This window comes from Anabaena sp. UHCC 0253 (assembly GCF_009712085.1).
GTDB lineage: Bacteria > Cyanobacteriota > Cyanobacteriia > Cyanobacteriales > Nostocaceae > Dolichospermum.
Map to the genome: position 1 here is coordinate 723,669 of NZ_VILD01000002.1, position 6,439 is coordinate 730,107.

At 37.7% G+C, this 6,439-nt stretch carries 5 protein-coding genes; 2 read left to right on the forward strand and 3 right to left on the reverse strand.

What is annotated here, in order from left to right; genetic code table 11:
* Positions 1 to 23 precede the first annotated feature (23 nt).
* Positions 24 to 2,627 (reverse strand): CHAT domain-containing protein, encoded by a 2,604-nt coding sequence (locus FJR38_RS07515; RefSeq protein WP_168536233.1) that lies wholly within the window; start codon positions 2,625 to 2,627, stop codon positions 24 to 26.
* Between the two features lie 22 nt (positions 2,628 to 2,649).
* Positions 2,650 to 3,261: a Uma2 family endonuclease gene (locus tag FJR38_RS07520; RefSeq protein WP_168536235.1), complete on the reverse strand. Its 612-nt coding sequence runs from the start codon at positions 3,259 to 3,261 to the stop codon at positions 2,650 to 2,652.
* Between the two features lie 335 nt (positions 3,262 to 3,596).
* Between FJR38_RS07520 and FJR38_RS07525 the strand changes: the two genes are divergently transcribed.
* Complete coding sequence (locus FJR38_RS07525; RefSeq protein WP_168536237.1) at positions 3,597 to 3,788, forward strand: hypothetical protein; 192 nt, start codon at positions 3,597 to 3,599, stop codon at positions 3,786 to 3,788.
* A 4-nt stretch (positions 3,789 to 3,792) separates the two neighbouring features.
* On the forward strand, positions 3,793 to 5,025 hold the full coding sequence (locus FJR38_RS07530) for a cation:proton antiporter (protein WP_168536239.1): 1,233 nt from the start codon (positions 3,793 to 3,795) through the stop codon (positions 5,023 to 5,025).
* Between the two features lie 119 nt (positions 5,026 to 5,144).
* Here FJR38_RS07530 and FJR38_RS07535 read toward each other — a convergent pair whose 3' ends face one another.
* Positions 5,145 to 6,278 (reverse strand): cyclopropane-fatty-acyl-phospholipid synthase family protein, encoded by a 1,134-nt coding sequence (locus FJR38_RS07535; RefSeq protein ID WP_168536241.1) that lies wholly within the window; start codon positions 6,276 to 6,278, stop codon positions 5,145 to 5,147.
* Between the last annotated feature and the right edge of the window lie 161 nt (positions 6,279 to 6,439).

Here is a 6,439-nt window from a genome sequence, read left to right on the forward strand (position 1 = left end):
AAACGTGACAGAGTAATTAATGACTATTGCCAATTTCCTACCAACACAAAAGGAGACCAAAAATAGGGATTTTGGAATTGGCGATTTTTTAAAAGCAATAGTTGAGCATTACGCAGAGCTTCGGCTTTACTAACTTTAGATTTAGCCAATTGCCGATAAAACTCACTCATGAGAAGAGATGTAGATTCGTCATTAACTTGCCAAAGAGTCCCCACAGTGCTACGAGCGCCCGAACGAATTGCTATACCTGCCAAGCCTAACGCCGCACGTTCATCACCAGAAGCCGTTTCACAGGCACTGAGAACTAACAACTCAATGGGAAGTTTTTTGTTATCGTTGCGCGATTCTCGCAATAATTGGTCTAATTCATTGACATTTAGCCGCTGATTCCAAGTCAAAATAAAGGTGTCTGCGGCATTAGAGCTAAATTGACCATGTGTAGCTAAATGCACAATGGGAAAAGATCCGGCTTTAATTTGCTTTTCTAGGGACTCAACTATAAACTGCTGATTTAAAAGTGTATTTGTGGGTATCGCCGATGAAATCTGCTGAACTTCAGTAGCCACTTCTGGTAAAGCGGGAAAACCCTGACGTGCTTCTGTGAGTGCTGCAATTAAAGCTTTGAGTTTAACTTGGGTGAGGGGTTTAGGTTCAAGAAGTTGGAGTCCAGAAGTCAGAGCAATGTTATATTTTTCCAAGAGATATTGTTGACCATCATGAAGCGTGGCCATTGGTAAACTCTGCAAAGAACCATCCAAGACAAATACCAAAGTTTTGATACCATTGGCGGTTAAATCAGCCTCAGCGGGACGAATTAACCAATTATAGAGTTTTTGAACTATGGGTAATCGCTCTTGGGGAAAAGCCGTCCTTCTCAGGGAAATTCGGGCTTGCTTAATGGTAGTTTTTAATTCTGCTTGGGGTTGATTAGTTGTGTATTTACGTAAAGGTTTACCAGGAATAGAGAGAATAACTTCTAGTCTGTCATTTAAAATGATCGGATAAATAACAGCCGCAGTTGGATCAATTTGATCAATTAATTTCGGTTTAGCATCTGCACAAGCATCACGGAAAAAGTTATCTAATTCTGCTAATTGCAAAGATTCAATTATCTGCCGCGCTTGTTGTAATTTAGCCTGACTGGGAGATTCTTCTTTTAATAATAATCCCACTAACTCCCGATAAATTGGTTCGACACTTTCCCGAAAAGAAAATTGGACATCAGGGTTAACTGTCACCAAATCACCGCGCAAAGAACCCAGGATTTTAATAGATTGGGTATATTGAGAAATTGCCCCTTCAGGATTTTTTTGTAATTGTTGAATCCGTCCTAATTGCCAGAATAATTGATAAGCAATATCAGGATATTCAAAAGACGGTACTAAATTCAATGCTTGAGTTGTATAATTTTCGGCTTTTGTCCATTGTTTTTGCAGTTCCGATAATCTACCTTGTGTGAGTAATATATAAGCTTGGGTGCGAGGAGTTCCTAATTTTTGGGCTTGTTGATAAGCACGGTTGAGAATTTTCTCAATTTCTGTAAATGATTCAGAAGAATGTATTGCTAATTTGATTAAACTTTCAACTAAATTAATTTGGGCATAGATTCCAGTTTGATTATTAGAGATTTGGCTAGTTTGCGGTTGTATAGTTAACCATAAAGTTTTTGCTTCTTGCCATTTTTGCAAATCTACCAATAAACTGAGACGATTTAATAAAGCTTGAATTTGAGTATTTTGACGAGTTGCTAATTGAGCAGAATTAATATAAGCCGCAATTGCAGTTTCTTGATATTGGCTTTTTTGTTGTTTATTTAAACCGGGTTGATTAGCAAAAGCACGGGCTGTATTCCCAATATTTAAATAAACTTCTGCTGGGATTTGAGGAAGATTTAATTTTTCAGCAGCTTGTAAACCCAAATTTAAAACTTGTTGGGATTCATGCAACTGTCCTAAAACTCGCAGAACATGACCTAAAGCATTTAGAGATTGTATATTCTGTAAAGAGAATGATTGGTTTTTCCAAGTTGCTAATGTTGCAGAATCAACTTCACAGGTTGATGTTTCTAAATTTAAAGATAGTAATAGTATTTGGCAAGCTCTGGGATATAATCCTAATGATTGTAAAGCTAGACTTTGGTTAATTTGATTTTGGATAATTCGGTCTTTTTCTCCTAGCTGTTGATAGATTTTAGCTGATATAATCCAAGTATCTAAAGCATCTTGAATTTTACCCCGTTCTAGTTGTAATTGTCCTTGAATATCGAGAGTTTGGGCAAGTATGCGCTGTTGTTCGGAAGTCGGAGTTTGAGATTTGAGGAGGAAAAGACTAGAATTGATATTTTCTTCTGCTTGTTTCCATTGTCCTAATTGTCCGAAGGTTGCAGCGAGATTACTTAATACCATACCTTGATTTAAGAAGTCTCGCTGATTTTTAAATCCGGTTGCAGCTTGTTGTAATAAAGGGATAACTTCTGGAAATTTTCCCGCATTATAAAGAATCCGAGCTTGTTGAATAATTGTCTGTGGTTGTTGGATTTGAGCCATTACAGGAGTAACGCTAATTATCAACAACAGAGAGAGGAAAAACAATAAAATTGATTTTAAAAGCGATTGAGTAAATTTCATTAATATATCTAAATTACCATATTTATATTATTTGTAAAATCTGAGAAATAGTTAAGTTTAAATCTGGAAAAAGTGGAGATATGATTTGATCATCACCTCTAAATTGATTAACTTCATATTCTTCATTAATTAAGGAATAAACTGAAATAGTGGGTTGTTTAGGATTACCGATAAATCTTCTCCCACCAAAAGCAGCATAATCAACTATCCAATATTCAGGAATACCCATTGATTCATAATCATTTGTTTTAGTGGAATAATCGGTTTTCCAATTACTGCTAACAATTTCTATGACTAAAGGAACAGAATCCGCTTGAGTAATGGTTGATTCTTTTTTCCACAAGGGTTCATTAGCTAAGTTTTCAGGATTTAGTAATAAAATATCAGGTGAATAAGCAGATTGAGAGTTTGATGGTTTGATAAATGTTGTTTTTGGTATTAGGTAAGGAAGGTTAAGTTTATCTAATTGTGCTGATAATTTACGGACTAACCAACCAATAACTAATTCATGATCTCCTAGTGGTGGGTTAATTTCAATAATTACTCCATTATGTAATTCATAGCGTAATCCTGTTTTTGGATACCATTGGATAAATTCGTCAAAGGTTACTGGTTTAGTTAAGGTTTGAACCATGATTCACCTCTTGAATGATTATGATTATTTTACACTGACGATAGGGCATTTTACATAATTATTTGGCTAAATCATAGTATTTGTTATCAAACTAGGACTTACGCATTGACAGGAACAACCAAATATGAGGTATGGGTTTCTGGCAATTGTTGATTAACCTTTCCTTCGGTAGATGAGAGCCAATTTATAAAAAAGCTAAACTTGGTATTAGCAAAACATCAGCATATTTATCAATCTAGACAATAGAGGCAAAACTCCGCTTTTCGTTAACTAAATTTGCGATCGCCCATAGCTTACGTTTCTCCTATCGTTGTTTAAATATTTTTGGTTTATTTTTGATAAAAATCGTTGTCCTTAATCACGCCCCTGCTGGAGAAGATGGAGAAAATTTTCACTTTGTCCGCGGATTTGGACAATACTGGACTCATGTAGGTCAAGAAACTGTACCACCTCAAGGCACAGGTGTGGAAGAGGCAGGCTTTGATTATTTTGACTCATTTATTATTGTTGAGTCACTAAAGGTATAAAACTATGAGCCAGTTAACTCCAAGTGAGATAAACATAGTCCTATTGACCCTTGGTGGGCTAGTGCTAGTGCTAGGGCTGTTTTCCGGCTGGCTCAAAGAGCGGTTGTTTCTCTCAGATCCTCTCATAGCTTTGGTAGTTGGGGTATTATTAAGTCCATCTGTGTTTGGCTTAATTGACCTCACGCACTGGGGTCCACCAGAGAAGATTTTAGAGCAAGGAGCAAGATTAGCGATCGCTATCCAAGTGATGGGAGTGGCGTTACGTCTACCAAAGGCTTACCCGTTTCAACATTGGCGCATCCTAGCCGTACTGTTAGGACTGTTAATGCCCTTGATGTGGTTGATTAGTGGACTGTTGGTATATCTAATATTAGGTTTACCCTTTTGGGTAGCCATGCTGGTTGGGGCTGTGATTACTCCTACCGATCCAGTTGTTTCTACTTCTGTTGTCACAGGGAAAGTCGCCGAGCAGAACTTACCCGAACTCATTCGCCATAGCATTTCTGCTGAGTCTGCTGCTAATGATGGACTCGCTTACCCTTTTATCCTCCTACCGATTCTAATATTGACCAAACCACCAGGAGAAGCTCTACTTCATTGGCTCACGAAAACTTTACTGTGGGAAGTAGGAGCAGCAGTGGTAATGGGAGGGCTGATCGGTTTCCTAGCAGGACGATTATTGCAGTGGTCTGAAGCTAAACAAACTCTAGAGAAGCAGTCTTTTCTGGCTTATACCGTCGCTCTTTCATTAGCTGTATTAGGATTTGTAAAGCTACTTGGTAGTGATGGCATCCTGGCAGTATTTGCAGCGGGAATTACCTTTGATATGGTTGTGGGTGGTCGTGAAAGAGCAGAAGAAGAAAGCGTACAGGAGGCAGTAGACCGCTTTTTTACTCTGTATATTTTTGTGATATTGGGTTTATATCTACCTTGGCAGCAATGGATAGAGTTAGGGTGGAAGGGTCTGCTGTTGGCGGTAGGAATTCTATTGCTGCGCCGACTACCAGCAGTAATCTTACTGCGTCCCCTTCTTGGTCGGCTGGGCGGTATAAAGGATGCCCTGTTTTTAGGTTGGTTCGGACCTATAGGTGTAGCCGCACTCTTTTATGCTTTCCTCTCACTGCGTCAGACAGGTGTGGAAGACCCCTGGGTTGTAGGTAGTCTGGTCATTTGTACTTCAATTGTTGCCCACGGATTCACGGCTGTACCCTTGGTTAAACTCTATAGCAAGCCCTAATTATTGAGGACGCTACAAAAACCTAAGTATTTATGAAACTATGGAATACTCTTGGCAAGAATGTATTAAAGAATCAGGACTTACTCGTTGCGTAAGTCCTAAATAACTAAAATCAAAGATTAGGCATGAACCATTAAATATTGTCCATTACCATTATATTCACCGTTGCAACTTGTGAAATTAGAGATAAACCAAATCAAATAAAACCGCCAGATACGGCGAAATTTAGCATATTCAATACCGTAGTCTAAATCTTTAACTATTGCCTGAGAATCATCAAAATTTTTCAGCCAATCAGTAATAGTTCGGGAGTAATTAGAGCCATTGAGATACCATTGATTAATAGTTTTTAGGTCTTGATTATGGCTGGGAACTGCATCATATTGCCAGTAACGTCCATGGGGAAAAATGTATTTATGAGTAAAAACACTGGAGATATTATTAGGAGTGCGGACTGTGATAATGTGAATAAAAACCCGGCCGTTATCCTTGAGAAAAGATGCCAGCTTTCGGAAAGCTTTTGTTAAATTACCTACATGACAAAAAACACCAAGTGAGAGAATTTTATCAAATTTTGTTGCAAATTGGGCATCGTTTAAATCTCCTTCATAGAGAGTAAAACGACCAGAACTAAGGTAACTTTCAGGATCTTGCATTTTCTGACGCATATATTCACATTGCTCATGACTCAAGTTAATTCCTGTAAACTTGACATTAGGGAATTTGGCAAGAATATAATTTGCTACGCAGCCCCAACCACAGCCAAAATCTAAAATATTATCGCCATCTTTTATTTCTAACTTATCAATGACATCATCAATCATGTGCATTTGCGATTCTTCAAGATTAGCTGCTCCTTTTTCCCACAATCCCATACTATATTTAGGATAAATGAGTTTTCCATCACCTAACATGGTATTCAGCATAGCTTGAGGTAAATCGTACTGAATTTTCATTAAATCTGGCGCACCTTCAGCAGTATGCTCTGTTTCTGTTAATACCCATTCGTAGGGTACAAGCAGAGATGGAAAATACTTAAAAAAGACAGGCATACAACTATCAAACAGCGATCGCAATACAGAATCAGGTACTTCTAATCCGTTGATATAAGACTCTGCTACTGCCATTTGCATAGTGTTCACTGCACTGACGGAGAGACGAGTTGCTCGGTAAGCCACTGGACTTTTTTTAGAAATATCTCCCACAATGGGAATATGTTTTTCAAAGTTTTGTAAAATTGTTGATGAAGTCATATTATCTTCCAAACTTTATTGAAAAAAATTTCGGACAAGGGAAAAGAATATTTAGTTTAATTTGATTGCTGATTTATTAAGAGATGATTATTAAGCTTAATAGTTCTTTTTCCTCAATAGCAATCTATCCACAGAGTGAGATTCAGGTATGTATTACTCAT

What these genes read in the sequence shown, in the direction of transcription:
- FJR38_RS07520 (WP_168536235.1), bottom strand. Translation starts at nt 3,261, where the DNA reads ATGGTTCAAACCTTAACTAAACCAGTAACCTTTGACGAATTTATCCAA.
- FJR38_RS07535 (WP_168536241.1), bottom strand. Translation starts at nt 6,278, where the DNA reads ATGACTTCATCAACAATTTTACAAAACTTTGAAAAACATATTCCCATT.
- FJR38_RS07515 (WP_168536233.1), bottom strand. Translation starts at nt 2,627, where the DNA reads ATGAAATTTACTCAATCGCTTTTAAAATCAATTTTATTGTTTTTCCTC.
- FJR38_RS07530 (WP_168536239.1), top strand. Translation starts at nt 3,793, where the DNA reads ATGAGCCAGTTAACTCCAAGTGAGATAAACATAGTCCTATTGACCCTT.